The 24,200-nt window shown below is 61.1% G+C and carries 27 protein-coding genes; 23 read left to right on the forward strand and 4 right to left on the reverse strand.

All coding sequences use genetic code 11. From position 1 onward, the window contains the following. The first annotated feature begins 17 nt into the window (after window positions 1-17). Window positions 18-1,112, forward strand: coding sequence for an anhydro-N-acetylmuramic acid kinase (locus V3C85_RS09700; RefSeq protein ID WP_331794883.1), 1,095 nt, complete (start codon window positions 18-20; stop codon window positions 1,110-1,112). Here the strand turns inward: V3C85_RS09700 and V3C85_RS09705 are convergent. From V3C85_RS09705 to glmU, 4 genes are read right to left on the reverse strand one after another with little or no spacing between them, the layout of a single operon-like run. After that, complete coding sequence (locus V3C85_RS09705; RefSeq protein WP_331794884.1) at window positions 1,099-1,785, reverse strand: DNA alkylation repair protein; 687 nt, start codon at window positions 1,783-1,785, stop codon at window positions 1,099-1,101. The two genes, V3C85_RS09700 and V3C85_RS09705, sit on opposite strands and share 14 nt — an antisense overlap. Window positions 1,786-1,787: 2 nt before the next feature. Beyond that, window positions 1,788-2,309 carry a DUF3833 family protein gene (locus V3C85_RS09710; RefSeq protein ID WP_331794885.1) on the reverse strand — a complete coding sequence of 174 codons (522 nt, stop codon included), beginning with the start codon at window positions 2,307-2,309 and terminating at the stop codon, window positions 1,788-1,790. Between the two features lie 39 nt (window positions 2,310-2,348). Then, complete coding sequence (gene glmS / locus V3C85_RS09715; protein ID WP_331794886.1) at window positions 2,349-4,163, reverse strand: glutamine--fructose-6-phosphate transaminase (isomerizing); 1,815 nt, start codon at window positions 4,161-4,163, stop codon at window positions 2,349-2,351. After that, the gene (gene glmU, locus V3C85_RS09720) at window positions 4,164-5,510 is read right to left on the reverse strand and encodes a bifunctional UDP-N-acetylglucosamine diphosphorylase/glucosamine-1-phosphate N-acetyltransferase GlmU (RefSeq protein WP_331794887.1); all 1,347 of its coding nucleotides are present in this window, start codon (window positions 5,508-5,510) and stop codon (window positions 4,164-4,166) included. Window positions 5,511-5,595: 85 nt separating this feature from the next. Here glmU and V3C85_RS09725 point away from each other — a divergent pair, with 85 nt between their 5' ends. The 22 genes from V3C85_RS09725 to V3C85_RS09830 all read left to right on the forward strand — a co-directional run bounded on the left by V3C85_RS09725 (window position 5,596) and on the right by V3C85_RS09830 (window position 24,194). After that, the gene (locus V3C85_RS09725) at window positions 5,596-6,258 is read left to right on the forward strand and encodes an HAD-IA family hydrolase (RefSeq protein WP_331794888.1); all 663 of its coding nucleotides are present in this window, start codon (window positions 5,596-5,598) and stop codon (window positions 6,256-6,258) included. 73 nt (window positions 6,259-6,331) lie between these two features. After that, complete coding sequence (locus tag V3C85_RS09730; RefSeq protein ID WP_331794889.1) at window positions 6,332-7,561, forward strand: DegT/DnrJ/EryC1/StrS family aminotransferase; 1,230 nt, start codon at window positions 6,332-6,334, stop codon at window positions 7,559-7,561. A gap of 242 nt (window positions 7,562-7,803) precedes the next feature. Further along, the gene (locus V3C85_RS09735) at window positions 7,804-8,169 is read left to right on the forward strand and encodes an NADH-quinone oxidoreductase subunit A (RefSeq protein ID WP_331794890.1); all 366 of its coding nucleotides are present in this window, start codon (window positions 7,804-7,806) and stop codon (window positions 8,167-8,169) included. Then, a complete protein-coding gene (locus tag V3C85_RS09740) occupies window positions 8,160-8,693 on the forward strand; it encodes a NuoB/complex I 20 kDa subunit family protein (protein ID WP_331794891.1) in 534 nt (177 codons plus the stop codon). The genes V3C85_RS09735 and V3C85_RS09740 overlap by 10 nt, the downstream gene beginning before the upstream one ends. A 9-nt stretch (window positions 8,694-8,702) precedes the next feature. Continuing rightward, window positions 8,703-9,308, forward strand: a complete 606-nt coding sequence (locus V3C85_RS09745) for an NADH-quinone oxidoreductase subunit C (protein WP_331794892.1) — start codon at window positions 8,703-8,705, stop codon at window positions 9,306-9,308. A 28-nt stretch (window positions 9,309-9,336) separates the two neighbouring features. Continuing rightward, window positions 9,337-10,578 carry an NADH-quinone oxidoreductase subunit D gene (locus tag V3C85_RS09750; protein WP_331794893.1) on the forward strand — a complete coding sequence of 414 codons (1,242 nt, stop codon included), beginning with the start codon at window positions 9,337-9,339 and terminating at the stop codon, window positions 10,576-10,578. Next, window positions 10,578-11,717, forward strand: a complete 1,140-nt coding sequence (nuoE, locus tag V3C85_RS09755) for an NADH-quinone oxidoreductase subunit NuoE (RefSeq protein ID WP_331794894.1) — start codon at window positions 10,578-10,580, stop codon at window positions 11,715-11,717. Before V3C85_RS09750 ends, nuoE begins: the two co-directional genes overlap by 1 nt. Window positions 11,718-11,766: 49 nt before the next feature. Further along, entirely contained in the window at window positions 11,767-12,279 is a 513-nt protein-coding gene (locus V3C85_RS09760; RefSeq protein WP_331794895.1) for a hypothetical protein, read from the forward strand. A 9-nt stretch (window positions 12,280-12,288) separates the two neighbouring features. Then, window positions 12,289-12,513 carry a DUF5337 domain-containing protein gene (locus V3C85_RS09765; protein ID WP_331794896.1) on the forward strand — a complete coding sequence of 75 codons (225 nt, stop codon included), beginning with the start codon at window positions 12,289-12,291 and terminating at the stop codon, window positions 12,511-12,513. Window positions 12,514-12,526: 13 nt separating this feature from the next. Next, window positions 12,527-13,822 (forward strand): NADH-quinone oxidoreductase subunit NuoF, encoded by a 1,296-nt coding sequence (gene nuoF, locus V3C85_RS09770; protein ID WP_331794897.1) that lies wholly within the window; start codon window positions 12,527-12,529, stop codon window positions 13,820-13,822. 5 nt (window positions 13,823-13,827) lie between these two features. After that, on the forward strand, window positions 13,828-14,076 hold the full coding sequence (locus tag V3C85_RS09775) for a hypothetical protein (protein WP_331794898.1): 249 nt from the start codon (window positions 13,828-13,830) through the stop codon (window positions 14,074-14,076). Window positions 14,077-14,183: 107 nt separating this feature from the next. Then, the gene (locus tag V3C85_RS09780; RefSeq protein WP_331794899.1) at window positions 14,184-14,585 is read left to right on the forward strand and encodes a DUF5333 domain-containing protein; all 402 of its coding nucleotides are present in this window, start codon (window positions 14,184-14,186) and stop codon (window positions 14,583-14,585) included. After that, window positions 14,582-15,079, forward strand: coding sequence for a DUF3291 domain-containing protein (locus V3C85_RS09785; protein WP_331794900.1), 498 nt, complete (start codon window positions 14,582-14,584; stop codon window positions 15,077-15,079). The genes V3C85_RS09780 and V3C85_RS09785 overlap by 4 nt, the downstream gene beginning before the upstream one ends. 4 nt (window positions 15,080-15,083) lie before the next feature. Further along, entirely contained in the window at window positions 15,084-17,093 is a 2,010-nt protein-coding gene (gene nuoG / locus V3C85_RS09790; protein WP_331794901.1) for an NADH-quinone oxidoreductase subunit NuoG, read from the forward strand. Between the two features lie 4 nt (window positions 17,094-17,097). Further along, window positions 17,098-17,499 carry a hypothetical protein gene (locus V3C85_RS09795; RefSeq protein ID WP_331794902.1) on the forward strand — a complete coding sequence of 134 codons (402 nt, stop codon included), beginning with the start codon at window positions 17,098-17,100 and terminating at the stop codon, window positions 17,497-17,499. Between the two features lie 16 nt (window positions 17,500-17,515). Next, complete coding sequence (gene nuoH / locus V3C85_RS09800; protein WP_331794903.1) at window positions 17,516-18,553, forward strand: NADH-quinone oxidoreductase subunit NuoH; 1,038 nt, start codon at window positions 17,516-17,518, stop codon at window positions 18,551-18,553. Between the two features lie 5 nt (window positions 18,554-18,558). Continuing rightward, window positions 18,559-19,053 carry an NADH-quinone oxidoreductase subunit NuoI gene (gene nuoI / locus V3C85_RS09805; protein WP_331794904.1) on the forward strand — a complete coding sequence of 165 codons (495 nt, stop codon included), beginning with the start codon at window positions 18,559-18,561 and terminating at the stop codon, window positions 19,051-19,053. A 5-nt stretch (window positions 19,054-19,058) separates the two neighbouring features. Further along, window positions 19,059-19,481, forward strand: coding sequence for a carboxymuconolactone decarboxylase family protein (locus V3C85_RS09810; protein WP_331794905.1), 423 nt, complete (start codon window positions 19,059-19,061; stop codon window positions 19,479-19,481). Then, window positions 19,478-20,092, forward strand: coding sequence for an NADH-quinone oxidoreductase subunit J (locus V3C85_RS09815; RefSeq protein WP_331794906.1), 615 nt, complete (start codon window positions 19,478-19,480; stop codon window positions 20,090-20,092). The genes V3C85_RS09810 and V3C85_RS09815 overlap by 4 nt, the downstream gene beginning before the upstream one ends. Before the next feature lie 79 nt (window positions 20,093-20,171). Then, window positions 20,172-20,477, forward strand: coding sequence for an NADH-quinone oxidoreductase subunit NuoK (nuoK, locus tag V3C85_RS09820; RefSeq protein WP_331794907.1), 306 nt, complete (start codon window positions 20,172-20,174; stop codon window positions 20,475-20,477). Window positions 20,478-20,483: 6 nt separating this feature from the next. Then, entirely contained in the window at window positions 20,484-22,637 is a 2,154-nt protein-coding gene (gene nuoL, locus V3C85_RS09825; RefSeq protein WP_331794908.1) for an NADH-quinone oxidoreductase subunit L, read from the forward strand. Between the two features lie 18 nt (window positions 22,638-22,655). Beyond that, a complete protein-coding gene (locus V3C85_RS09830) occupies window positions 22,656-24,194 on the forward strand; it encodes an NADH-quinone oxidoreductase subunit M (RefSeq protein WP_331794909.1) in 1,539 nt (512 codons plus the stop codon). Window positions 24,195-24,200: the final 6 nt, after the last annotated feature.

Genomic DNA, 24,200 nt, shown 5'->3' on the forward strand with positions numbered 1-24,200 from the left:
GGCGGGGTCTTGGAAAGATGTTGAAGGGTGGGCCGGTTTGGGCTTTGGGGGCGATGTCGGGCACATCGCTGGATGGGGTGGATGCGGCCATGGTGCTGACCGATGGCATCAGCATTCTGGAATTTGGCCCCCATGCCTATCGCCCCTATTCCGCACCCGAGCAAGAGGTGATCCGGGCGGCCTTTGGGGCCTGGCCGGGGGATGCGGCCGTGGCGGCGGCGGCGGATGTGGTAGAGACGGCGCATGCCGAGTTGTTGTCGCGGTTTTCCGGGGCAGAGGTCGTGGGATTTCACGGCCAGACCTTGGCGCATGATCCGCGCGGTCGCGGCACGCATCAGGCCGGAAACGGGGCGCTGCTGGCCGAGGTGCTGGGGCTGCCTGTGGTCTGGGATTTTCGCAGCAATGACATCACCATGGGTGGGCAGGGGGCGCCGCTTGCGCCGTTTTTCCATTTTGCCTGCGCCAGATGGGCGGCACTTGATCAGCCCGTCGCCTTTTTGAATCTGGGCGGCGTGGGCAATGTCACTTGGGTTGATCCGCGTCAGTCAGGCCCCGAGGCACATGGGGCGCTGATGGCCTTTGACACAGGGCCTGCCAATGCCCCGGTCAATGATCTGATGCTGGCGCGGCGCGGGCTGGCGCTGGATGAAGGCGGGGCCTTGGCGTCCGTCGGCCGAGTGGATGAGGACGTGGTCGCGCAGTTTCTGCGCCAGGCCTATTTTTACAAGATGCCGCCAAAATCCCTGGACCGGAATGATTTTCCGGCGCTGTCTGGTTTGGTGGCTGGCCTGTCTGATGCCGATGCTGCGGCCACTTTGCTGGCCTGCGCTGCCGCCGCCGTTGCCAAAGGGGCCGAGCATTTCCCGACCCCGGTCTCGCGGGTTCTGGTCTGTGGCGGGGGCCGGCACAATGGTGCGATGATGCAGGCCCTGTCGCAGCGCCTGCCAGCCGATGTGCAGCCGGTTGAGATGATTGGCCTGAATGGCGATATGCTGGAGGCGCAGGCCTTTGCCTATCTGGCGGTGCGGGTGATGCGGGGCCTGCCCACCAGCGCGCCGCTGACCACTGGGGTGCCCGCGGCGGTGGGGGGCGGGCAGATCAGTCGTCCGTAAGATATTGCGCAGCTTCCTTGCGGGCAAAGGTCTTAAGGTTCTGGCCGGGGCCATACAGAAAATCCCGCACCCGGCCCGCATCGTGTTTTGACAGGTCACGCAGCCACCAGGCCACGACTTTCTGGATGAACCAGTCACGGTCGGGCACATAGGCCTCGGCCCAGGCCAGCACCCTTTCACGGATCTCAAGATCTTGTGGTTTGGGGTTGTTCATCTTGGCCCATGGCAGGGTGATGACCAACGCTGCGCGGCGGGTCCACAGGTTTTCGCTGGTGGTCCACCCTTCAACCTGATCCAGTCGTGACGGATCGGCCACCACCCGTTTTTGCCCCGCGATCGTCGCATGATCGGCCAGGGCCCAGGCGTCAAAGCCCTGCGCCCAGGCGGCGATCAGATCCCACGCACCTTGGTCGGGGCGCATACGCGCCTGCGTCAGCAGTTTGGCCGCCGCAACGCGGGCCTCGTGCACGTCACTGTCCCACAGACCGCCCGCCAACGCGACGCGGTCTTCAACCGACAATTCGGCCCGCCAGGCGGCAACATGCAGCTCGATCTGCGGCACGGAAAGGCCCAGATAGGGGCGCGGTGCCTTGTGATAGGCCGCCATTTCGGCGGCCTTTTCGGCATTGGCTTCTGCTTGCAGGGCCAAAAGGGCGTCTTGGGCCGTGATCATCGCTATCCTCGGATTTCGAACCTGACCGCAGCTACAGGGATTCCGGCCCGCGATACAATGGCATCATTGACGATCACCCCATCGTCGCGCAGGTAAATCACATCTTCAAAGCCCAATCGGTTGACACCCGAGGGTGATTTGAAATCAGCCGTATAGCGCAAACGGATTTCGCCGTTGGCCTCGATCACCTCGGCCTGTCCGACCGTGTCTTCGCGCCGCCCGGTCCAGCGGCCGGGGCCGGTGCGATCGAACACCCAGGTCAGGCGGTCTTGCTGACCATCGTCGTATAGAAAATCCTCGACCACCGTCAGGCGGTTGCCGCCCTGCGACAGGGTGCCATTCAGCCGGGCGCTGAAGCGGCGTTCATCGCCGGTCAGCCAGACCCTGAAATGGCCCCTGCCGGTCTTACGGCCCAGAAACGCCTGGTTCAGCGTGACGGGCCGCGTGGCAATGCGCGGGGAAGGTGGGGCGCTGGCGCAACCTGCCAGGGCAAAGGCACCAAGAAGAAAGAACCGTCTGTGCATGTCAGCCTCCGAGACCATGATCCCGAAAGCTAGGGCGGATCATTCCACCGTCACGGATTTTGCCAGATTGCGCGGCTGATCGACATCGGTGCCTTTGGCGATGGCGGTGTGATAGGCCAAAAGCTGCGCAGGCACCGAATACAGGATCGGCGCAAAGGCGGCGGGCACCGGGGGCATCGCAATGGTTTTCCAACAGTCCTGCCCGGCCTCGGCAATGCCGGTGGCATCAGACAGCAGCAGCACCTTGCCATTGCGCGCCATCACCTCTTGCATGTTCGACACGGTCTTGTCGAACAGGCCATCACGCGGCGCCAGCACAATCACCGGCACGCGGTTGTCGATCAGGGCGATGGGGCCGTGCTTTAGTTCGCCCGATGCATAACCTTCGGCGTGGATGTAGCTGATTTCCTTCAGTTTCAGCGCGCCCTCAAGGGCAAGGGGGAACATCGGCCCGCGCCCCAGAAACAGCACATCCTGCGCCTCGGCCAAATCTTCGGCGATGTCCTTGATCTTGTCTGACAATTGCAACGCAACATTCATTAGGCCGGGCAAGGCGCCCAGTGCCTCGATATGCTCGGCCACTTGTGCGGGCGTCAGGCGGCCACGATCAAGGCCCGCTTTCAGCGCCATCAGTGCCAGCACCGTCAGTTGGCAGGTAAAGGCCTTGGTCGAGGCAACGCCCACCTCGACCCCGGCGTGAATGGGCAGGCTCAGATCAGATTCCCGCGCGATGGACGAGGTCGGCACATTGACCACCGATACGACCTTGGCCACCTTTTCGACCACATGGCGCAGGGCGGCCAATGTGTCGGCAGTTTCGCCGGATTGGCTGACAAACACGGCCATGGCTTTGGGTGACAAGACGGGGTCGCGATAGCGGAACTCGCTGGCGATGTCGATCTCGGCGGGCAGGCCTGCGATTTGTTCAAACCAGTATTTTGCCACATGGCACGCATAACTGGCCGTTCCGCAGGCCACCAGAACCACGCGATCAATATCCGTGAAGTTCAGCGTGTCGGGCAGGTTCAACTGGCCGTTCTGGGTATAGCCTTTCAAGGCATCGGCGATCACGGCCGGCTGCTCGGCGATTTCCTTGGCCATGAAATGCTTGTAGCCCGCCTTTTCCACGCGCGTGGCATCAATCTGGATGCGTGTCTCGGCCCGGTTGGCGCGACGGTCGGCCGCGTCATAGATTTCGGCACCCTTGCGGGTGATCACGGCCCAGTCGCCTTCCTCCAGATAGGTGATGCGGTCGGTCATGGGGGCCAGGGCAATGGCATCAGACCCTACAAACATCTCGCCATCGCCATGGCCGATGGCCAAGGGGCTGCCTTTGCGGGCGCAAATCAGCAGATCTTCTTCGCCGTCGAACAAAAAGCACAGCGCAAAGGCCCCATGCAGACGCTTGAGTGTCTGGCGGGCCGCCTCGGTTGCGCTGGCACCTGTGGCCATCGCCTGCTGCATCAACAGGGCAATGGTTTCTGTGTCGGTCTGGCTTTCCTGCACAAAGCCCGCATCGGCAAGCTCTTGCCGCAGATCGCGAAAATTCTCGATGATGCCGTTATGCACCACGGCCACGGGCCCGGCCTTGTGCGGGTGGGCATTCACCACCGAAGGGCCGCCATGGGTGGCCCAGCGGGTATGGCCGATGCCAGCCTTGCCCGGCAGCGGATCATGCACCAACAGATCAGACAGGTTGACCAGTTTGCCCACGGCCCGGCGCCGATCCAGTTTGCCGTTGTGCACCGTGGCGATGCCGGCGCTGTCATAGCCGCGATATTCCAGCCGCTTCAGCGCCTCGACCAGCAGGGGGGCAACTTCATGGTTGCCCAGAACGCCAACGATTCCACACATTTACTTACCCTTTTTCGCTTTGATCGCGCGCAGACGATCAAACAACTTGGTGGCCAGACCGGCCTTGTTCACCTGCGGCGCGCGCGCAATGGCCAGATCTTCGGCAGGAACGTCATTGGTGATGACCGACCCGCTGGCGGTCAGCGCGCCGTCGCCCACCCTGACCGGGGCCACCAGCATCGTGTCCGAGCCGATGAAAACCCGTTTCCCGATGGTGGTGCGGTGCTTCATCACGCCATCATAATTGCAGGTGATGGTGCCCGCGCCGATATTCGTATGCTCCCCCACATCGGCATCCCCCAGATAGGTCAGATGGCCGACCTTGACGCCCTCATCAAGGATCGCATTCTTGATCTCGACAAAATTTCCGACATGCACATCCTCGGCCAGTTCGGCACCGGGCCGCAGGCGGGCAAAGGGGCCGACAGTTGCACCACGGCTGATGTGACAGCCCTCAAGGTGGCAAAAGGCGCGGATCTCGGCCCCTGACTCGACCGTGACACCGGGGCCAAAGATGACATTCGGCCCCACGATGGCGTCGCGGCCAATCACGGTGTCGAACCCAAAGAACACCGTTTCGGGCGCGGTCAGGGTGATGCCGTTCTCCAGCGCCTCTGCCCTTGCGCGGATCTGAAATTGCCGTTCCGCATCAGCCAGTTGCGCGCGGGTGTTCACGCCCAGTGTCTCGGCCTCGTCGCAGATCACAACCCCGGCGGTATGGCCACGGCCGCGCGCGATTTCAATGATATCGGTCAGGTAATATTCACCAGCCGCGTTGTTGGGTTGAACAGCGGCCACCAGATCAAACATCAGCTTGGCATTGGCGCAGATAACCCCCGAGTTGCAGAGGGTTATGCCACGTTCCTGATCCGTTGCATCCTTGAACTCGACGATTCGGTGCAACGCGTCACCTTGGGTGATCAAGCGGCCATAGCGCCCCGGATCAGCGGCATGAAATCCCAGCACCACGATGTCATGGCGCTGGCGGGCATCCTGCATCGCTTGCAGGGTTTCGGGGCGCACAAAGGGCGTGTCGCCATACAAGACGATGACATCGCCCGCCGCATCGGCCAGAAGGGGGGCGGCCTGTGCAACGGCATGGGCGGTGCCCTTTTGCTCGGTTTGTTCGACGATCAGGGCGGTGTCGTCAAAGGCAAGCGCGGCCTTGCCCACCAGATCAGCCCCGTGGCCCACGACGACCACGGTCTGATCGGGGTCAAGGCTGCGACCGGCCTGCATGGCATGGTGCAGCAGCGGGCTGCCCGCGACGTGATGCAAGACCTTGGGCAGATCAGAATTCATCCGCGTGCCCATGCCTGCGGCCAGAAGTACCAAAGAAACCGCCATACTGCCTCTTTCCTTATGCTTGCGCCCGTTTTACCCCGTGGGGGCGGGGCCGCAAGGGGTGGCCGCCTCACACAAGGTGACAGAAATGAAAACAGTGGTCTTTGACCTTGATGGAACCTTGGCAGATACCAGTGGCGATCTGCTGGCCGCCGCCAATGCCTGTTTCCGCGATCTTGGGCATGGCGACATGCTGGGCCCCGACGATACGCTGACGGCCTTTCATGGCGGGCGGGCCATGCTGCGGCTGGGGTTTTCGCGGTTGGGCGGCTGCACCGAGGCGCAGATTGACGCCTATTACCCCAAACTTCTGGCCGCCTATGCCGATGCGATTGACACACATACCCGCCTGTATCCGGGGGCGGTCGAGGCGGTTCAGGCGCTGCGCCGCGATGGGTTCAAGGTGTCGATCTGCACCAACAAGCCCGAGGGGCTGGCCCAGACGCTGACGCAGCGGCTGGGGATCCGTGATCTGTTCGGCGCGCTGATCGGGGCCGATACCCTGCCCACCCGCAAGCCCGATGCCGCACCCTATGTCGCGGCGGTTGAGCGCTGTGGCGGGGCAGTGACGCAATCCATGCTGATCGGTGACACCGAGACAGACCGTAAGACGGGCCTTGCGGTCGGCGTTCCGGTGGCTTTGGTGACCTTTGGACCCGAGGGGCGGGGGGTGCAGCGGTTGGACCCCGAGGCGCTGCTGGACCATTATGATGATCTGCCGGAATTGGCGCGGCGTATGCTGGTTCGGTGAATGCGGCTTACCGGTTTTCTAAAGCGTCTCTGGGGCCGTTGACCGGATGTATCAGGCAGTCAAAGGTGTGGGTATGGAACGATTTACTGGCAGCTTTACCCAACAAGAGCCGATCCCCGAGGCGGGGATCGAGGCTGCGATTGCCGTGCTGCGGCACGGGCGGTTGCACCGTTACAACACTGCGCCGGGCGAGATCGCCGAGACCGCCCTGCTGGAAGAAGAATTCGCCGCCTATACAGGGGCGAAATTCTGCCTTGCCGTGGCCTCGGGTGGCTATGCCATGGGATGTGCCTTGCGCGCCTTGGGCGTGGTGGCGGGGCAGCCTGTCTTGACCAATGCCTTTACCCTTGCCCCGGTTCCCGGCGCGATTGCCGCCCTGGGCGCGCGCCCGGTCTTTGTGGAAACCACGGCCAATCTGACGATTGATCTGGATAATTTAGCGGAAATGGCTGCCAAATCCGGTTCAAAAATCCTGATGCTAAGCCATATGCGCGGCCATCTGGCCGATATGCATGCGCTGATGGCGCTGTGCAACCGGCTGGGCATCAAAGTGGTTGAAGATTGCGCCCATACGATGGGGGCGGCGTGGGATGGCATTCCGTCGGGGCGGTTTGGCGTGATGGCCTGCTATTCGACGCAGACCTACAAGCATATGAATTCGGGTGAGGGCGGATTTCTGACAACCGACGATCCCCAACTTGCGGCACGCGCGGTTTTGCTGTCGGGCAGCTATATGCTGTATCCGCGCCACCGCGCTGCGCCGCCGCCCGAGGTGTTTGAGACGATCCGTCTGGATGTGCCCAATGTCTCGGGGCGGATGGATAACTTGCGGGCGGCCATCTTGCGACCGCAGATTGCAATGCTGGATGATCGTCGGGCGCGCTGGAACGCGCTGTATCAGGTGATGGAACAGGGGCTGGCGGGCACCGAAGGGTTGGTGCTGACCAGCCGGCCGGCGGCAGAAACCTATGTGGCCAGCAGCTTTCAATTCCTGTTGCCTGACTGGTCGGCAGATCGGGTGCGGGCCTTTGTTGCGCGCTGTGCGGCGCGCGGGGTTGAATTGAAATGGTTTGGTGCGCCGGAACCTGTGGCCTTTACCAGCCGATACGAACATTGGCGCTATGCCGATCCGCAGCCCCTGCCGCAAACCGACCGGGTGCTGGCCGGGCTGATCGACATGCGCCTGCCGCTGACCTTTGGTCTGACCGACGCCGCGCTGATCGCGCGGATCATCCGTGACGAGGTGGGGCAGGTGGCGCAGGCCAATGATCTGACGGTTGAGGCCGTGCCGCTGGCTGACTAGGCGACTCAGCCGCGCCGTGCCTGTCGGGGTGACGCGCTTCCTTGGGGCATGCGGGCTATGGTCGATCATCTGCATTTTCAGTATTCGGCAGCATACAAAGGGTGAAGCCCTTTGCCGCATCTGCACAATTCCCTCCCGGTTTGCGTTGACCCCGACCGGGGGGCAGAGTAAACGGAACGACAAGAGTGCAAGCGGATCGCCAGCATCCGTAGCTCGCCATTTGCCAGCCGAAGGAGCGTCTCGTGGACCCTTTCCTCCGAGAGTATCTTCCCATAGTCATCCTGCTTGCGATTGCGGTGGGTCTTGGGCTTGTCCTGATCCTTGCTGCCGCGGTTCTGGCCGTGCGCAATCCCGACCCTGAAAAGGTGTCGGCCTATGAATGCGGGTTCAACGCTTTTGACGATGCGCGGATGAAATTCGACGTCCGTTTCTATCTGGTGTCGATCCTGTTCATCATCTTCGACCTCGAAGTGGCCTTCCTGTTCCCTTGGGCCGTTGCCTTTGGCGAAATCAGTATGGCGGCCTTTTGGTCGATGATCGTGTTCCTGGGCGTGCTGACCATCGGCTTTGCCTATGAGTGGAAGAAGGGGGCCCTGGAATGGGAGTGATGACAGGTGCCAACACGGCGGGCGGCGACAACGAGGTTGCTGTTCAGTCGCTGAACCGCGAATTGCAGGACAAAGGCTTCTTGCTGACTTCGACCGAGGATATCATCAACTGGGCGCGCACCGGCAGTTTGCACTGGATGACCTTTGGTCTGGCTTGCTGTGCGGTCGAGATGATGCACACCTCGATGCCGCGCTATGATCTGGAGCGTTATGGCACCGCCCCGCGCGCGTCGCCGCGGCAGTCGGATCTGATGATCGTGGCCGGAACGCTGACCAACAAGATGGCCCCGGCGCTGCGCAAGGTCTATGACCAGATGCCAGAGCCGCGCTATGTGATCAGCATGGGCAGTTGCGCCAATGGGGGTGGCTATTACCACTACAGCTATTCGGTGGTGCGGGGCTGCGATCGCGTGGTGCCGGTTGATATCTATGTGCCCGGGTGCCCGCCCACGGCCGAGGCCCTGCTGTATGGAATTTTGCAGTTGCAGCGCAAGATCCGCCGCACCGGCACAATGACTCGCTGAGGAATGACCATGTCTGACGCCCTGAACGAACTGGCCGCCCATATTGAATTGAAGCGCCCCAACGACGTGGTTTCAACCAGCGTGGCCTTTGGTGAATTGACGGTTGAGGTTCTGCCCGGCCGGATCGCGGATTTCGCCGAATTTCTGCGGGTTGACGGGGCGTGCCGGTTTTCCTCGCTGGTCGATATCACGGCCGTCGATCACCCGACGCGCGAAAAGCGCTTTGACGTGGTGTATCACTTTCTGTCGATGTATCAGAACCACCGCATTCGGGTTAAGATGGCGATCGGCGAAGAGGATATGGTGCCCTCGATCATCGAGGTTCATCCCTCGGCCAACTGGTTTGAGCGTGAGATTTTCGACATGTTCGGGATCATCTTTGCCAACCACCCCGACCTGCGCCGCATTCTGACCGACTACGGCTTTCGTGGGCATCCGTTGCGCAAGGACTTTCCGACAACTGGCTATACCGAGGTGCGCTATGACGAGGCGCAAAAGCGCGTGGTCTATGAGCCTGTAAAGCTGGTGCAGGAATATCGGCAGTTCGATTTCATGTCGCCCTGGGAAGGTGCGCAATATGTGCTGCCCGGCGACGACAAGGCGGGGGCAAAGTGATGGCCTGCGACCCTAAGGGAGCTTTCTGATGGACGGCGATATCCGCAAGAACACCTATGATGACGGCTCGAAAGATTTCGAGACCGGCGAGCAGAAGATCCGCAATTTCAATCTGAACTTCGGGCCTCAGCACCCTGCGGCGCACGGCGTGTTGCGCCTGGTGCTGGAGTTGGACGGCGAGATTGTCGAGCGTTGCGATCCGCATATCGGTCTGCTGCATCGTGGCACCGAAAAGCTGATGGAAAGCCGCACCTATCTGCAAAACCTGCCGTATTTCGACCGCCTCGACTATGTGGCGCCGATGAATCAGGAACATGCCTGGTGTCTGGCGATTGAAAAGCTGACTGGCACAGTGGTGCCGCGCCGCGCCAGCCTGATCCGGGTGCTTTATTCCGAGATCGGCCGGGTGCTGAACCACCTGCTGAACGTGACCACGCAGGCCATGGACGTCGGCGCGCTGACGCCGCCGCTGTGGGGCTTTGAAGAGCGTGAAAAGCTGATGGTGTTCTATGAGCGTGCCTGTGGCGCGCGGCTGCACGCGGCCTATTTCCGGCCGGGCGGGGTGCATGTCGATCTGCCGCCCGCGCTGATTGATGATATCGAAATCTGGGCCGAGGAATTCCCGCGGGTTCTGGATGATATCGACGGCCTACTGACCGAAAACCGCATCTTCAAGCAGCGCAATGCCGATATCGGCATCGTGACCGAGCAGGATATTCTTGATTGGGGCTATTCGGGCGTCATGGTGCGTGGCTCGGGTCTGGCGTGGGATTTGCGCCGGGCACAGCCCTATGAATGCTATGACGAGTTCGACTTCCAGATCCCGGTCGGCAAGAACGGCGATTGCTATGATCGCTATCTGTGCCGGATGCAGGAAATGCGCGAGTCGACCCGCATCATCCAGCAAGCCTGCGCCAAGTTGCGCGAACCTGCGGCCCAGACCGATGTGCTGGCGCGCGGCAAGATCACCCCGCCCAAGCGCGGCGAGATGAAGACCTCGATGGAAGCGTTGATCCATCATTTCAAGCTTTATACCGAAGGGTTCCATGTGCCTGCCGGTGAAGTTTACGCCGCCGTCGAGGCACCAAAGGGCGAGTTCGGGGTGTATCTGGTGGCCGATGGCACCAACAAACCTTATCGCGCCAAGATCCGTGCGCCGGGCTTTTTGCACCTGCAATCCATGGATTACATCGCCAAAGGCCACCAGTTGGCCGACGTATCCGCCATCATCGGCACGATGGATGTCGTGTTCGGGGAGATCGACCGCTAATGCTGCGCCGTTTGCACAAAGACCAACCTGCCTCTTTTGAATTCACGCCCGCCAATCTGGAATGGGCCAAGGGGCAGATTTCAAAATACCCCGAGGGGCGTCAGGCTTCGGCGATCATTCCGCTGCTGTGGCGTGCGCAGGAACAGCACGGGTGGCTGACCCGCCCGGCGATTGAATATGTCGCGGGCATGTTGGGCATGGCCTATATCCGCGCGCTGGAAGTGGCGACGTTCTACTTCATGTTCCAGTTGCAACCGGTGGGTTCGCTCGCCCATGTGCAGATCTGTGGCACCACAAGCTGCATGATCTGCGGGGCCGAAGACCTGATTGCCGTCTGCAAAGAGCTGATCGCCCCCGGCCCGCATCAGGTGTCGGCCGATGGCAAGTTCTCGTGGGAGGAAGTTGAATGCATGGGGGCCTGCGCCAATGCACCCATGGCCCAGATCGGCAAGGATTATTACGAAGACCTGACGGCCGAGAAGCTGCGCGAGTTGATTGCACGGTTCTCGAAGGGAGAGGTGCCGGTGGCAGGCCCGCAGAATGGCCGCTATGCCTCTGAGCCGCTGAAGGGGCTGACCAGCCTGAAAGAATTTGAAAACGGCAAGGCGCAGTATAACGCCTCGGCCCAGTTGGCTGTGGATATTGGCGATACGGTCAAGCGCATCGATGGCACCGAAGTGCCCCTGACGATGCCCTGGCTGGGCAAGCCTGCCAAGGCCACCCCCGCCAAGGCAAAGCCGGCCGAGGCCAAACCCGCTGCAAGCCTGCCTGCCGACGGCACCGGTGTCACGGTGCAAGAGGCGCCTGCCGTATCCAAAGCCAAGCCCGAAGGTGAAGCCGTCGCCGAGGAAGGCGTCAAGCCTGCCGGGCTTTCGGCTGCGCGCGGCGGCAAGGCCGACAATCTGAAAGAAATCAAGGGCGTTGGCCCCAAGCTGGAAGAGCTGCTGCACAGCCTTGGCTTTTTCCACTTTGACCAAATCGCTGCCTGGACCGATGCAGAATTGGCTTGGGTGGACAGCAATCTTGAAGGGTTCAAGGGCCGGGCCAGCCGCGACGCTTGGGTTGAACAGGCCAAGGTTCTGGCAGCGGGGGGCGAGACAGAGTTCTCAAAGCGCGTTGACAAGGGTGAGGTTTACTGACGGTCAGAGGCTGGCCCAGCACGACGGGCCACGGGTGGAGTAGCGTAAGATGCCGCAGGTGAAGATGAAGAATGCGCCCAGTCTGGATGCTTGGCTTCTGGCAGCGCCTGCTGGTTTCATGGCCTTTGCCGTTGCGTGGCGTGTAGGCGCATTGGATCTGATGCCATCGGCCTTCATCTCGGCCTTGGTATTTCTGGGTGTCGGCATGGTGTTGACGATTGCTTGGGGCGGGTCGGAAAGCTCGGTTCAGGCGGGATCGGCATCTACGGCGCGCGGCGATGCTGGGCCCGTCACTTTGCCTGCCCCACGCGGGGGCGTGGCGGATGATCTGAAGGTGATCGAAGGCATCGGTCCGGCATTAGAAAAGCTGCTGAATGGTCTGGGGGTCTATCACTATGACCAGATCGCCCGCTGGACCGAAGCAGATGTGGCTTGGGTTGACGACAAGATGACGGGCTTCAAGGGCCGGATCAGCCGGGATAACTGGGTGGAACAGGCCCGGATCATTGTGAAAGACGGGCCGGAGGCGTTGCGCCTGCGGACCAAGACGACGGACGAATGAGGGTGGTGAATGGCGCATCCTGACCCGGAACGTGAACGGCATCTGGCACGACAGGCCCGTCTTGTGGCCTTTGTGATCGCCGGCACCATGATCCTGTGGATGGGCGCGCAATGGCTGGGCGGGCGTTTGGGGTTGGAACCCCGTTATGCCATTCTGGCCGATTTTGCTGCTATGGCCGCGTTCTTTTGGGCGCTGGTGGTGACGTATCAGATCTGGCGCAAGCGTCAGGGTTGAAGGAGAAGGGCATATGCTCAAGGATCAGGACCGCATCTTCACGAACCTTTACGGCATGCATGACCGCAGCCTGAAAGGCGCCATGAAGCGCGGCCATTGGGATGGCACGGCCGAGATCATCGCGCGTGGGCGCGACAAGATCATCGATCAGATGAAGGCATCGGGCCTGCGGGGCCGGGGCGGTGCGGGCTTTCCCACCGGTCTGAAATGGTCATTCATGCCCAAGCAGTCGGATGGTCGCCCGGCCTATCTGGTGATCAACGCCGATGAATCCGAACCCGGCACCTGCAAAGACCGCGAAATCATGCGCCACGATCCGCATACGCTGATCGAAGGGGCCTTGATCGCGTCTTTCGCGATGAACGCCAACACCTGCTATATCTACATTCGCGGCGAGTATATCCGCGAGCGTGAGGCCCTGCAGGCGGCGATCGACGAATGCTATGACGCCGGGATGCTGGGCAAGAACGCGGCCCAATCGGGTTGGGATTTCGACCTCTATCTGCATCACGGGGCAGGGGCCTATATCTGCGGCGAAGAAACGGCGCTTTTGGAAAGCCTTGAGGGCAAGAAGGGCATGCCGCGGATGAAGCCGCCGTTCCCGGCTGGTTCGGGCCTGTATGGGTGCCCGACAACGGTGAACAACGTGGAATCGATTGCCGTGGTGCCCACCATTTTGCGCCGTGGGCCTGAATGGTTCGCCAGCTTTGGCCGCCCGAACAATGCGGGGACCAAGCTGTTTGGCATCTCGGGCCATGTGAACAACCCTTGCGTGGTCGAAGAGGCCATGTCGATCCCGCTGAAGCAGTTGCTGGACGAGCATTGTGGCGGTGTGCGCGGCGGCTGGAAGAACCTGAAGGCGGTCATTCCCGGTGGCTCTTCGGTGCCGTTGCTGACGCAATCGCAATGTGATGATGCGATCATGGATTTCGACTGGCTGCGCGAACAGCGTTCGGGCCTTGGCACGGCGGCTGTGATCGTGATGGATCAATCGACGGATGTGATCAAAGCGATCTGGCGCCTGTCGAAATTCTACAAGCACGAATCCTGCGGCCAGTGCACACCCTGCCGCGAAGGCACCGGCTGGATGATGCGTGTGATGGATCGCTTGGTGCGCGGCGAGGCCGAGGTCGAGGAAATCGACATGCTGCTGAGTGTCACCAAGCAGGTCGAAGGCCACACGATCTGTGCGCTGGGTGATGCGGCGGCCTGGCCTATCCAGGGCCTGATCCGCGCGTTCCGCGACGAGATCGAGGACCGCATCAAGGCCAAGAAGACGGGCCGTATGGGCGCGATGGCGGCGGAGTGAAACGGATGGCCGCAACCCTGACCCTTGCACTGGCAGCCGCTGGCTGTGTGCAGACGGCGCCGCGCGCGCCGGGGCCCGTTGCGGCTGTGCCTTTGCGCGTCACCAACAATGGCGCGGCCTTTGCCAACCATCAGGGCGCCGCAGCGCGCCGGGTGGCCGCCGCCGAATGTGCGGGGCAGGGCAAGGTTTTGCGCAGCAGCATCTATGACCGTTTCGAAGCCGGAGCATGGGTTTTCGTCGAGGGGTGCGTCTGATGCCTTACCCTCTGTCAGCCCACAACCGCGTGAATGACCGGTCTTGTCATCGCATAACAGCCACTGCTGCGCCTATGTCCTTGGCATGGAATGCCAAGGAGGCCCTGATGAAACTGATCCCCCTAGCCCTTGCCGCCCTGTTGGCTGCCGCCCCCGCCTTTGCGCTGGTGCCAATCAACAAGGAAGAGCATATCAACAAGACCCTGTTGCAGGGCTTTATCGGTGATGCGATCGCCGACAACTGCCCCACCATCGAGGCCCGCACGCTGCGCGCCTTGGGCGAGTTGAACAAGTTGAAGAATTACGCGCTGAAGCAGGGCTATACCTCGGCCGAGGTGCGCGCCTTTGTCACCGACAAGACCGAAAAGGCGCGCGGCAAGGCCGAAGCGGCGGCCTGGTTGGCGACCAAGGGGGCCGTTCCAGGCAAGCCCGACGCCTATTGCCGGATCGGTGAGGAAGAGATCGCGAAGAACACGTTGATCGGCTATTTGCTGAGGTCAACGAAATGACCAAAGGCTTGCATCTTGCCGAACTGAATGTCGGGCGCCTGCTGGCCCCGACAGACGACCCTCGGGTTGCCGAATTCATGGGTGCGCTTGACCGTGTCAACAGCATGGGTCGGCGGATGCCGGGCTTTGTCTGGATGATGGAGGGATCGGGCGAACCCGGCACCGGGAACACCGAAACCAAGATTGGCGGCGATCCGCAGTATGTCTCAAACCTGACGGTTTGGGAAAATGTTGAATCGCTTGAGCATTTCGTCTGGAACACGGTGCACCGGACGTTCTATGAGCGGCGGGCCGAGTGGTTCGAGGTTCTGGGCACGATGCATTTCGTAATGTGGTGGGTGCCTGCCGGGCATCGGCCAACGCTGCAAGAGGGGCTGGATCGTCTGGCCCATCTTACGGCGCAAGGGGACAGCGATCAGGCCTTTGGCTGGTCGTATCTGAAAGAGGCACAGTTGTGGAAAACCCATGCCTGCGCCCGGATGGCTGCGGAGTAAGCAGATGACGAACCTGAAGAAGATCAGCATTGACGGCATCGAGGTCGAGGTGGATGGCGCGATGACCATCATCCAGGCGGCCGAAGTGGCAGGCGTGGAAATTCCGCGCTTTTGCTATCACGAGCGTCTGACGATTGCCGGGAACTGCCGGATGTGTCTGGTCGAGGTCGTTGGCGGCCCGCCCAAACCCGCGGCCAGTTGCGCCATGCAGGTGCGCGATCTGCGCCCCGGCCCGAATGGCGAAGCGCCGGTGGTCAAGACCAACAGCCCGATGGTCAAGAAGGCCCGCGAAGGCGTGATGGAGTTTTTGCTGATCAACCACCCGCTGGATTGCCCGATCTGCGATCAGGGGGGCGAGTGTGATTTGCAGGATCAGGCCATGGCTTATGGCATGGATTTCAGCCGCTATCGCGAACCCAAGCGCGCCTCGGAAGATCTGAACCTGGGGCCACTGGTAGCCACCACGATGACGCGTTGCATCTCGTGCACCCGCTGTGTGCGTTTCACGACCGAAGTGGCCGGCATCACCCAGATGGGCCAGACCGGTCGTGGGGAAGATAGCGAGATTACCAGCTATCTGAACGAAACTCTGGCCTCGAACCTGCAGGGCAACATCATCGACCTGTGCCCGGTGGGCGCGCTGACCAGCAAACCCTACGCCTTTACCGCCCGGCCTTGGGAGTTGACCAAGACCGAGAGCATTGACGTGATGGATGCGCTGGGGTCGAACATTCGTGTCGATACCAAGGGCCGCGAAGTGATGCGGATCATTCCGCGCAACCATGATGGCGTGAACGAGGAATGGATTTCCGACAAGGCGCGCTTTATCTGGGATGGCCTGCGCCGCCAGCGTCTTGACACGCCCTATATCCGGGAAAACGGCAAGTTGCGCAAAGCGGGCTGGGGCGAGGCTTTGGCCGCGGCTGCGGCGGCGATGAAGGGCAAAAAGGTGGCCGGTCTGGTCGGCGATCTGGCCCCGGTCGAGGCCGTGTTCAGCCTGAAGCAATTGATCGAAGGTCTGGGCGGCAAGGTCGAGTGCCGCACCGATGGCAGCAAACTGCCCGCGGGCAACCGGTCGGCCTATGTCGGCACGGCGGCGATTGAAGATATCGACGCAGCCAAGGCGATTGTGTTGATCGGCACCAACCCGCGCGACGAAGCGGCGGTGCTGAATGCGCGCATCCGCAAGGCCTGGGCCAACGGGGCGACGGTGTCGCTGATTGGTGCGGCGGCCGATCTGACCTATGACTACAGCCATTTGGGCACTGATCGCGCCGCGCTGGTCAAAGCGGCGGCAGAGGCCAAGGAAACCGAAGCTGCGCTGGTCATTCTGGGGCAGGGCGCGGTGAATGAGGCCGATGGCGAAGCCGTGCTGAGCCAAGCGATGAAACTGGCCGAAGCCATGGGGGCCAAGCTGTTGGTTCTGCACACGGCAGCCGCGCGCGTGGGCGCGATTGATGTGGGGGCGGTCACGGATGGTGGCCTGACGGCGGCGCTGGACGGGGCCGAGGTGATCTACAATCTTGGCGCCGATGAGGTGGAAATCGCTGCAGGCCCCGTGGTGATCTATCAGGGCAGCCATGGCGATCGGGGCGCGCATCGTGCTGACATCATTCTGCCGGGTGCTGCCTATACCGAAGAAAACGGCCTGTTCGTGAACACCGAAGGCCGCCCGCAACTGGCCCTGCGCGCAGGCTTTGCGCCGGGTGAGGCCAAGGAAAACTGGGCGATCCTGCGGGCGTTGTCGGCCGAGTTGGGGGCAATCCTGCCGTGGGACAGCATGGCCGGCTTGCGGCGTGCCCTTGTGGCTGCGCATGCGCATCTGGGCCAAGTGGATCAGGTGGCAGAAAACGATTGGGTTCGGGTGCCTTTGCGCGACCCGGCCAAGGCGACCTTCCGGCCTGCGGTCAAGGATTTCTACCTGACCAACCCGATTGCGCGCGCAAGTGCGGTGATGGCCGAATTGTCGGCCATGGCCAAGTCGCGGGCGGCAAGCCCGCTTGCGGCGGAGTAAGCCGATGCGCCACGCCTTGCCTCTTGCGCTGCTGATCCCCGCTTTTGCGGCGGTGTCTGCTTGCGCGGCGGGGGGAGAGGTGGCACAGGGGGACGCGAACCCCGCCTATCAGGGCATCCAGACGGTGCTTTTGGATGGCGACATGGTCAGCTTTCGGGTGGCCATGACGGGGGCGCGCGATGAACGCGATGTCGAGGCCTATGCGCGCTGTGCGGCGGCCCAATATGCGCTGATCCGGGGGGCCGGGTTCGCGCGCCATGTTCGAACGAACGTGGCAAAGGATGGAAACATTTGGCGGGGCGATGGGGTGTATCTTATCTCGGCAGCCTTGCCACGCGGGTTCAAGACGATCGACGCCGAAGTGACGGTGCGCGATTGTGGTGAGCAAGCGATACCGACGGTCTGAGGATGAGGACTAGAAGATGACGGACTTTCTGGCGACACCCATGGGGACGGCCGTGCTGGTCATAGCGCAGGCCCTGCTGGTGGTGGGCTTCGTGATGATCTCGATGCTGTTCCTTGTCTATGGCGACCGCAAGATCTGGGCCGCCGTGCAGATGCGGCGCGGCCCCAACGTGGTGGGCCCCTGGGGCCTGTTGCAGACCGTGGCCGATGCCGCGAAATATGTGTTTAAGGAAATCGTGATCCCGGCCGGGGCCGACCGCCCCGTGTTCTTTCTGGCCCCGATGTTGTCCTTTGTTCTGGCCATGATGGCTTGGGCGGTGATCCCGTTTGATGACGGCTGGGTTCTGGCGAATATCAACGTGGCGATCCTGTTCGTCTTTGCCATGTCCAGCCTTGAAGTCTACGGCGTGATCATGGGGGGCTGGGCGTCAAACTCGAAATACCCGTTCCTCGGCTCTTTGCGCTCGGCCGCCCAGATGATCTCTTACGAGGTGTCTTTGGGTCTGATCATCATCGGCATCATCATCTCGACCGGCAGTATGAACCTGTCGAATATCGTGATGGCGCAAGAGGGCGACTGGGGCCTGTTCAACTGGTATTGGCTGCCACACCTGCCGATGGTGGTGCTGTTTTTCATCTCGGCCTTGGCCGAAACGAACCGCCCCCCCTTTGACCTGCCCGAAGCAGAATCGGAACTGGTGGCCGGGTTCTTCGTCGAATATTCCTCGACCCCGTTCCTGTTGTTCATGGCGGGCGAATATATCGCCATCTATCTGATGTGCGCGCTGATGAGCATTCTGTTCTTTGGCGGCTGGCTGTCGCCCATCCCGTTCCTGCCGGATGGCTGGTGGTGGATGATCATCAAGATGGCCTTCTTCTTCTTCCTGTTCGCGATGGTGAAGGCCATCGTGCCGCGCTACCGCTATGACCAACTGATGCGGATTGGCTGGAAAGTGTTCCTGCCCTTGTCGCTGGCTTGGGTCGTGCTGATTGCGTTCCTTGCGAAATTCGAAGTTCTCGGCGGCTTCTGGGCCCGCTGGGCGATTGGAGGCTGAGGCTGATGGCCAACATCGACTGGACCCGCGCGACGCGCTATTTCCTGTTGCAGGATTTCATCAAGGGCTTTGCCCTGGGGTTGAAATACTTTTTCGCCCCCAAGGCGACGCTGAACTATCCGCATGAAAAGGGGCCGCTGTCGCCCCGGTTTCGGGGCGAGCATGCGCTGCGCCGTTACCCCAATGGCGAAGAACGCTGCATCGCCTGCAAACTGTGCGAGGCCGTCTGCCCGGCACAGGCGATCACCATCGATGCCGAACCGCGTGAGGACGGCAGCCGCCGCACCACGCGCTATGACATCGACATGACGAAATGCATCTACTGCGGGTTCTGCCAAGAGGCCTGCCCGGTGGATGCCATCGTCGAAGGCCCGAATTTCGAGTTTTCGACCGAGACGCGGGAAGAGTTGTTCTACAACAAGGACCGACTGCTTTCGAATGGCGAGCGTTGGGAAGCCGAAATCGCCCGCAACCTTGAAGCCGACGCCCCCTACAGGTGAGCCAGATGACCGAAGCCTATACAAAGATGATCCAGCAGATGATGGAAAGCTCGCAAGAGATGATGCGGACGTTCAATCCTGCGCTGGAGAACATCAAGGCGGCGGGCTTTGACAAGATGTTTCCGACCATGTCGAAGGACATGATGGAAATGTGGTTTGGCCGCACCTTCAACCGCGAAGGGCTGGACGCCAAGACCCGGCTGTTGGTCACGGTGGCGGCTCTGACGGTGTTGGGGGCCCAGGCCGAACCACAGTTGAAAATGACTGTGCGCCACGCCTTGGAGGCGGGGGCCACGCAACGCGAGATTGCCGAAGTGATCTGGCAAATGAGCATGTTCGGCGGTTTGCCCGCCATGCAAAAGGCACTGGAAATTGCCCAGACCGTCTTTGCAGAGACCGCTACGAATTCTGGGGAGAAAGACGTATGACCGTCGCTGATATCGCCTTTTATGCCTTTGCCGTGGTGACGGTGACGGCGGGGCTTATGGTCACCATCAGCCGCAACCCGGTGCATTCGGTGCTGTGGCTGATCCTGACCTTCCTGTCCTCGGCGGGGCTGTTCGTTCTGCTTGGGGCTGAATTCGTGGCCATGCTGCTGATCATCGTCTATGTCGGCGCGGTGGCAGTGTTGTTCCTGTTCGTCGTCATGATGCTGGACATCGACTTTGCCGAACTGAAGGGCGAAATGGCGCGTTACATGCCGCTTGGCCTGCTGATTGGCGTGGTCCTGATCATGCAATTGTCTTTGGGCGTTGGGGCCTGGGTTCAGGCAGATGGCGCGCTGGGGCTGCGTCAGGCGGTGGCGCCCGATGCCAGCCAGGTGGAAAACACCAAGGCCATCGGTCTGGTTCTGTATGACAAATACCTGCTGCTGTTCCAATTGTCGGGTCTGATCCTGCTTGTGGCCATGATCGGGGCCATTTTGCTGACCTTGCGGCACCGCAAGGACGTCAAGCGCCAGAATGTGATGCAGCAGATGTGGCGTGACCCGGCCAAGGCCATGGAACTGAAGGATGTGAAGCCCGGTCAAGGCCTGTAAGGCCGGTCGGGCAGGGCGGGGAACCGCCCGCCGAATGGAATGAAAACGGGCGCGAAAGTCGCCTACGAGGGAACGTGAGATGGTTGGACTGGAACATTACCTGACGGTGGCGGCGGCGCTGTTCGTCATCGGCATTTTCGGGATCTTCCTGAACCGGAAGAACGTGATCGTCATCCTGATGTCGATCGAACTGACGCTGCTGGCGGTGAACATCAACATGGTCGCCTTCTCCAGCTATCTGGGCGATCTGGTCGGACAGGTCTTTACCATGTTCATCCTGACCGTCGCTGCCGCCGAGGCGGCCATCGGCCTTGCGATCCTCGTGGTGTTCTTCCGCAACCGCGGAACGATCGACGTCGAAGACGTCAACGTGATGAAAGGCTAAGGCACCATGGCAACGATCATCCTTTTCGCACCCCTGATCGGGGCTTTGATCTGTGGCTTTGGCTGGCGCATCATCGGCGAACGGCCCGGCCAGATCATCACCACATCGCTGGTCTTTCTGGCGGCCTTTTTGTCGTGGATCATCTTCCTGACTCATGACGGCGAAACGCAGCACATCCACCTGCTGACCTGGATTCAATCCGGCGCGCTGGATACCGAATGGGCCATTCGCGTCGATCGCATGACGGCGATCATGCTGGTTGTGGTCAACTCGGTCTCGGCGCTGGTGCATCTGTATTCGTTCGGCTACATGGCCCATGACGATAACTGGGGCCACCATGAGCATTACCGCGCCCGGTTCTTTGCCTATCTGTCGTTCTTTACCTTTTCGATGCTGATGCTGGTGACGTCTGACAACCTGGTTCAGATGTTCTTTGGCTGGGAAGGTGTGGGGGTGGCGTCCTATCTGCTGATCGGCTTTTACTACAAAAAGCCTTCGGCCAATGCGGCGGCAATCAAGGCCTTTGTCGTAAACCGTGTGGGGGACTTTGGCTTTGCCCTTGGGATCTTTGCGCTGTTCTATCTGACAGATTCTGTGCGCTTTGATGATGTCTTTGCCGCGGCCCCTGCACTGGCGGAAACGAACCTGTCGTTCCTGTGGACGGAATGGAACGCGGCCAATCTGATTGGCGTGCTGCTGTTCATCGGGGCCATGGGCAAATCGGCGCAGTTGTTCTTGCACACCTGGCTGCCTGACGCGATGGAGGGGCCGACGCCTGTGTCGGCACTGATCCACGCCGCAACCATGGTGACGGCGGGCGTGTTTCTGGTGTGCCGGATGTCGCCCATTTACGAATATGCCCCGCAAGCCACGGCCTTTATCACCGTTCTGGGGGCGACGACGGCGTTCTTTGCCGCGACCGTTGGTCTGGTGCAGAACGACATCAAGCGCGTGATCGCCTATTCAACCTGTTCGCAGCTTGGCTACATGTTCGTGGCGGCCGGCGTTGGTGTCTATTCGGTCGCCATGTTCCACCTGTTCACGCATGCGTTTTTCAAGGCCATGCTGTTCCTCGGCGCTGGCTCGGTCATCCATGCCACCCATCATGAGCAAGACATGCGTAACTATGGTGGCCTGCGGAAAAAGATTCCGCTGACCTTTGCCGCCATGATGATCGGCACGCTTGCGATCACGGGTGTTGGCATTCCTCTGACGCATTTCGGGTTTGCCGGTTTCCTGTCCAAGGACGCAGTGATTGAATCGGCTTATGTGGGGTCTCACTATGCTTTCTGGCTGTTGGTGATCGCCGCGGGCATGACCAGCTTTTATTCGTGGCGTCTGATGTTCATGACCTTTTACGGTGAAAACCGCGCCGGAACGGTGGGCCACGGCCATGGCCACGGCCATGACGATCACGGCCACCACCATGAGCCGCATGAAAGCCCGATGGTCATGCTGATCCCGCTGGGCGTGCTTGCGCTGGGGGCCGTCTTCTCGGGTATGATCTGGTATAACGTGTTCTTTGGCGACGAAGCCAAGGTGCGCAATTGGTTTGGCATGGAAGCCGCGCAAGAACACGGGGCCGAGGCCGCCCATGGCACCGAAGCTGCGCATGACGCGGCCCCGGCTGCGGGTGACGGTGAAGGTGAGGCTGTTGCCGCCGAAGGCCATGCCATGGCTGACGAAGGTCACGCCGCGGCTGTGGCGCCCAAAGGCGCGATCTTCATGGGCCCGGACAACCATGTTCTGCATGAGGCGCATCTGGTGCCGAAATGGGTCAAGGTTTCGCCTTTCGTGGCGATGCTGCTGGGGCTGGCGTTGTCGTGGCTGTTCTACATCAAGGACACGTCACTGCCCCGCCGCCTGGCCGAGGCGCAGCGCCCGCTGTATCTGTTCTTGCTGAACAAGTGGTATTTCGACGAACTCTATGACTGGGTCTTTGTCCGCCCCGCCAAATGGCTTGGCAGCTTCCTGTGGAAGAAGGGCGACGGGGCCGTCATCGACGGATCGATCAACGGCGTGGCCATGGGCATCGTTCCCATGCTGACGCGCCTCGCCGGTCGGGCGCAGTCCGGCTATGTGTTCCATTATGCCTTCGCGATGGTGATCGGGATCGTCGTCCTTGTGACTTGGATGATGCTTTCCGGCGGCAGCCACTAAGGGGGCGAGATAGAGACCATGGACAACCTACTTTCCATCATCACCTTCATCCCCGCAGTGGCCGCGGCCATCATGGCCCTGTTCCTGCGTGGCGATGATGCCGCCGCCCAGAACAATGCGAAATGGCTGGCCTTGCTGGCCACCACCGCGACCTTTTTGGTGTCGATCTTCGTGCTGGTCGGGTTTGACCCGGCCGATACCGGCTTTCAATTCGTCGAGGAATACGACTGGATCCTGGGCCTTAAATACAAGATGGGCGTTGACGGGATCTCGGTCCTGTTCGTCATGCTGACCACGTTCCTGATGCCGCTGACCATTGCGGCCTGCTGGGATGTGGAAAAGCGCGTCAAGGAATACATGATCGCCTTTCTGATGCTGGAAACCCTGATGCTGGGCGTGTTCTGCGCGCTGGATCTGGTGCTGTTCTACCTGTTCTTCGAGGCCGGTCTGATCCCGATGTTCCTGATCATCGGCATCTGGGGCGGCAAGGAGCGCATCTACGCGGCCTTTAAGTTCTTCCTCTACACCTTCCTCGGCTCGGTTCTGATGCTGGTGGCGATGATTGCCATGTATATGGATGCTGGCAGCACCGACATTCCGACGCTGCTGAACCACAGCTTTGGGTCTGAAACCTTCAGCCTGATGGGGTTCCAGATCGTTGGTGGCATGCAGACCCTGCTGTGGCTGGCGTTCTTTGCAAGCTTTGCGGTCAAGATGCCGATGTGGCCGGTGCACACCTGGTTGCCCGATGCCCACGTTCAGGCGCCCACGGCCGGGTCTGTTGTTCTGGCGGCCATCTTGCTGAAGATGGGGGGCTATGGCTTCCTGCGCTTTAGTCTGCCGATGTTCCCCGTGGCATCTGATCTGCTGGCGCCCTTTGTTTTGTGGCTGTCTGCGATTGCCATCGTTTACACTTCGCTGGTGGCTTTGGCGCAGCAGGATATGAAAAAGCTGATCGCGTATTCGTCTGTGGCCCATATGGGCTATGTGACGATGGGGATTTTCGCGGCAAACCAGCAGGGCATTGATGGCGCGATCTTCCAGATGATCAGCCACGGCTTTATCTCGGGCGCCTTGTTCCTGTGCGTTGGCGTCATCTATGACCGGATGCACACCCGCGACATCGACGCCTATGGTGGTCTGGTGAACCGGATGCCGGCCTATGCGATGATCTTCATGTTCTTCACCATGGCCAATGTGGGCTTGCCGGGCACCAGTGGCTTTATCGGTGAATTCCTGACGCTGATGGGCGTGTTCCAGGTGAACACCTGGGTTGCCGCTGTGGCGACCACGGGTGTCATCCTGTCGGCGGCCTATGCTTTGTGGCTCTATCGCCGCGTGGTGATGGGCGAATTGGTGAAGGAAGCGTTGAAATCCATCACCGACATGACCCGCCGCGAGAAGGCCATCTTTGCGCCTCTGGTGGCCATGACCCTGCTTTTGGGCGTCTATCCGTCGCTGGTCACCGATATCATCGGCCCCAGCGTCAGCGCCCTTGTCACCGACTATCAGGCCGCGTTGCCCGCCGTTGACGGCGCGCAGCTGGCCCAGCACTGAGGACCA

This window comes from Pseudotabrizicola sp. L79, assembly GCF_036553525.1.
Taxonomy (GTDB): Bacteria; Pseudomonadota; Alphaproteobacteria; order Rhodobacterales; family Rhodobacteraceae; genus Pseudotabrizicola.

Coding starts and splice junctions, on each gene's coding strand:
- V3C85_RS09700 (WP_331794883.1), top strand. CDS start 18: ATGTTGAAGGGTGGGCCGGTTTGGGCTTTGGGGGCGATGTCGGGCACA.
- V3C85_RS09705 (WP_331794884.1), bottom strand. CDS start 1,785: ATGATCACGGCCCAAGACGCCCTTTTGGCCCTGCAAGCAGAAGCCAAT.
- V3C85_RS09710 (WP_331794885.1), bottom strand. CDS start 2,309: ATGCACAGACGGTTCTTTCTTCTTGGTGCCTTTGCCCTGGCAGGTTGC.
- glmS (WP_331794886.1), bottom strand. CDS start 4,163: ATGTGTGGAATCGTTGGCGTTCTGGGCAACCATGAAGTTGCCCCCCTG.
- glmU (WP_331794887.1), bottom strand. CDS start 5,510: ATGGCGGTTTCTTTGGTACTTCTGGCCGCAGGCATGGGCACGCGGATG.
- V3C85_RS09725 (WP_331794888.1), top strand. CDS start 5,596: ATGAAAACAGTGGTCTTTGACCTTGATGGAACCTTGGCAGATACCAGT.
- V3C85_RS09730 (WP_331794889.1), top strand. CDS start 6,332: ATGGAACGATTTACTGGCAGCTTTACCCAACAAGAGCCGATCCCCGAG.
- V3C85_RS09740 (WP_331794891.1), top strand. CDS start 8,160: ATGGGAGTGATGACAGGTGCCAACACGGCGGGCGGCGACAACGAGGTT.
- V3C85_RS09745 (WP_331794892.1), top strand. CDS start 8,703: ATGTCTGACGCCCTGAACGAACTGGCCGCCCATATTGAATTGAAGCGC.
- V3C85_RS09750 (WP_331794893.1), top strand. CDS start 9,337: ATGGACGGCGATATCCGCAAGAACACCTATGATGACGGCTCGAAAGAT.
- nuoE (WP_331794894.1), top strand. CDS start 10,578: ATGCTGCGCCGTTTGCACAAAGACCAACCTGCCTCTTTTGAATTCACG.
- V3C85_RS09760 (WP_331794895.1), top strand. CDS start 11,767: ATGCCGCAGGTGAAGATGAAGAATGCGCCCAGTCTGGATGCTTGGCTT.
- V3C85_RS09765 (WP_331794896.1), top strand. CDS start 12,289: ATGGCGCATCCTGACCCGGAACGTGAACGGCATCTGGCACGACAGGCC.
- nuoF (WP_331794897.1), top strand. CDS start 12,527: ATGCTCAAGGATCAGGACCGCATCTTCACGAACCTTTACGGCATGCAT.
- V3C85_RS09775 (WP_331794898.1), top strand. CDS start 13,828: ATGGCCGCAACCCTGACCCTTGCACTGGCAGCCGCTGGCTGTGTGCAG.
- V3C85_RS09780 (WP_331794899.1), top strand. CDS start 14,184: ATGAAACTGATCCCCCTAGCCCTTGCCGCCCTGTTGGCTGCCGCCCCC.
- V3C85_RS09785 (WP_331794900.1), top strand. CDS start 14,582: ATGACCAAAGGCTTGCATCTTGCCGAACTGAATGTCGGGCGCCTGCTG.
- nuoG (WP_331794901.1), top strand. CDS start 15,084: ATGACGAACCTGAAGAAGATCAGCATTGACGGCATCGAGGTCGAGGTG.
- V3C85_RS09795 (WP_331794902.1), top strand. CDS start 17,098: ATGCGCCACGCCTTGCCTCTTGCGCTGCTGATCCCCGCTTTTGCGGCG.
- nuoH (WP_331794903.1), top strand. CDS start 17,516: ATGACGGACTTTCTGGCGACACCCATGGGGACGGCCGTGCTGGTCATA.
- nuoI (WP_331794904.1), top strand. CDS start 18,559: ATGGCCAACATCGACTGGACCCGCGCGACGCGCTATTTCCTGTTGCAG.
- V3C85_RS09810 (WP_331794905.1), top strand. CDS start 19,059: ATGACCGAAGCCTATACAAAGATGATCCAGCAGATGATGGAAAGCTCG.
- V3C85_RS09815 (WP_331794906.1), top strand. CDS start 19,478: ATGACCGTCGCTGATATCGCCTTTTATGCCTTTGCCGTGGTGACGGTG.
- nuoK (WP_331794907.1), top strand. CDS start 20,172: ATGGTTGGACTGGAACATTACCTGACGGTGGCGGCGGCGCTGTTCGTC.
- nuoL (WP_331794908.1), top strand. CDS start 20,484: ATGGCAACGATCATCCTTTTCGCACCCCTGATCGGGGCTTTGATCTGT.
- V3C85_RS09830 (WP_331794909.1), top strand. CDS start 22,656: ATGGACAACCTACTTTCCATCATCACCTTCATCCCCGCAGTGGCCGCG.